General features: G+C 38.5%; 1 protein-coding gene. It reads left to right on the plus strand.

Annotated elements, in window-relative coordinates; translation table 11 throughout:
* Positions 1-257: 257 nt before the first annotated feature.
* On the plus strand, positions 258-2,684 hold a 2,427-nt coding region (locus ACFIL3_RS09535), incomplete at its 3' end, for an autotransporter outer membrane beta-barrel domain-containing protein (RefSeq protein ID WP_375638885.1).

Raw genomic sequence — 2,684 nt, forward strand, 5'->3', positions numbered from 1 at the left:
TGTCACTTATCAGCATAGATTTAAGAAAATTGGTTTTTCTGGAACGAGTTTCTCTGCTGGATTGCGCCACCTTTTTTAGCGATACATAAACTATATAGTAACTTATATATAACTTATATATAAGTATATAGTGTTATATTAAGTATTAAATTAAATATTTCATTTTATATTTATTGTATTTTGAGAACTTTATTAGCTTAAATATAGATATTATTCTTCAATGAATAGAAGTAGGGGAATAGAAGGCGGCAAGAGTTATGATTTATGTATTTCATAAATATGTATTTTTATGCAACGTTACAACAGCTATTCTTTATTTTTTGCAGGTTACGTATGTTAGTGCTGCAGGATCTTCAAGTGATGCAGGAGGGGCATTTTATAAATGCGATGATAGAAAAACACACTTTCTTGCAGATAAAATCTATTACTTAAAAAGTTCTCAAGAGACGTCTGCTCATATTGCACCTATTGCAGCTATATATGTAGAAAAAGCAGGCACTATTGTTAATGCGTCTCAGATAACAGTTTATGGCGATGATCCAGATAAAATATCTGCGTATGGGGCGTATGTAAGAAATGGTGGAACAATTAATCTAGTAGCTTCAGATTTTAAGAATATACCTGCTCTTCGTGCTCAAAATGCCGTTATTAGCATGACAGTAGGGGAAATTAAGGGGATTTCACATGCTATTTATGCATGGGGGAGAGGAACGGATATTGCTTTAGTGAGTGTGAATATCAATATTGAGCCAGATAACTTGAATGTAAAAGGGATCGGTATTATGAGTGGTTTTGATGCAATGGTTAAAATGACAGACGGTACCGTTAATTTTAACCAGATTGGCTCATTTTCAACTCGATTTGGGGGGCGCTATATTCTTGATACTATGGGGATTACGGGGCAAGGAAGGAGGGAGGAAACTTTAACAGATGGTGATCGAGCTATGGGGGTATTGCCAGAAGCTTTTGAGGTTTTTCAAGGTGGTGACGTTCATTTGAAAAACAATTTTATTCAGCTGAACCATATGCATGCATTCTTGATGAAAAACTTTTCAGGTTATGTAAATGATAATGGTAAGTTAATTCAAAAATATATTTCACCAGATGGCTTTAAGAATACAAGTATTAAGATAGAAAAAAACAATATTTCTGTTCAGAGTGAGGGAGTATATGGACTGTGCTTTAATGTTTTAGCTCCAGAAGAACTTGCTAAAATGTTGAGGCAACGAGATGATGAAAAAATTTTAGAAACCAAAAAAGTTATCACGGGGAGGGCATTTGTTTATTTATCAGAGACAAATATGACAGTTCCAGACGGGATTGCGATTTATGCGAAGGGGAATAAAGACTATGAAGTAAAAGGCACTCTTGAATTATCGGATGAAACAAAAATCTCTGGTGATTTGTTGCTAAAAGCTGAAAATAATGCTTCTCTATTGGTGAAAGCAAACGCTTCCTCTCTTACAGGAGGTACGCGTGTTGAGGATAGATCGGTTATTGATTTAGAGTTAATTCGTTATTCAAAATGGTATCTTACTAAAAGTAAATACAACGGTTTACAGGAATCTGTTTCATCGCTTTCTTCTCTAAGTCTTTCCAATAGCACATTGATCTTTGATGAAGGTAGTGGTTATCAAACGCTATGCATTGGAAAAAAAGCAGATATAGGTGCAGGAGATAAAATTCTCGCATCAAAAGATAAAAAAGTCTACAGTGCTGAGGGAAACGCTCAGATTAGGTTGAATGCATTTTTGAATGATGAGGGTTTGTTTAATCCCCAAAAGACGGATCGCATATTGATCTATGGGGATGTTTCTGGAACGACATTCATTCATGTGCAAAATTTTCCAAAATATGCAAGTAAAGAAGTCTATGAGGGAAAAGATCAAAGCATTTCACTCATTCAAGTTGCTGGAACAGCGCAGGCAGGTTCTTTTCGACTCGCCAATGGTTATGATGATTATACTACGGTGAAAGGTTTTCCTTATCAATATCGTATTCGTGGTTATGGTCCAGGTTCGCCCTTTGGAGAAGCAGATGCTACGCAAAGATTAGTGGAAGGTGAGGGGGAATTTTGGGATTTCCGACTCGAAGGGGTTTATATTTCTTCTAGAATAGGTTCTTATAATGGTCCATTTGGTAAACCTTCTTCGTTTTCATTATCTCATCCTGTTAATCCTCCATCTTCTCCCCCCAATTCACTTTCTACGTCGTTGATATCTGACTCTCCTTCTTCTACGTCCTCTGGTCCTGTTGATCCTCCATCTTCTCCCCCCAATTCACTTTCTACGTCGTTGATATCTGACTCTCCTTCTTCTACGTCCTCTGGTCCTGTTGATCCTCCATCCTCTCCCCCCGATCCACTTTCTACGTCGTTGACATCTGACTCTCCTTCTTCTACATCCCCTGATCCTGTTGATCCTCCATCTTCTCCTCCCGATCCACTTTCTACGTCGTTGACATCTGACTCTCCTTCTTCTACATCCCCTGATCCTGTCGATCCTCCTCCTCCCGATCCATTTTCTACGTCGTTTATGTCTGACCCTCCTTCTTCTACGTCCTCTGATCCTGTTGATTCTCCACGCCCTGATCCACTTTCTATGTCGTTGCCATCTGAGCCCTCTGCTCCGGAGGACACTTCATCTCTGGATACTGTTTCTCCTCCTTCTGCCCCTGTTGAACCA

The sequence above is a fragment of the Bartonella sp. CE47NXGY genome (genome assembly GCF_042195415.1).
Lineage (GTDB): Bacteria > Pseudomonadota > Alphaproteobacteria > Rhizobiales > Rhizobiaceae > Bartonella.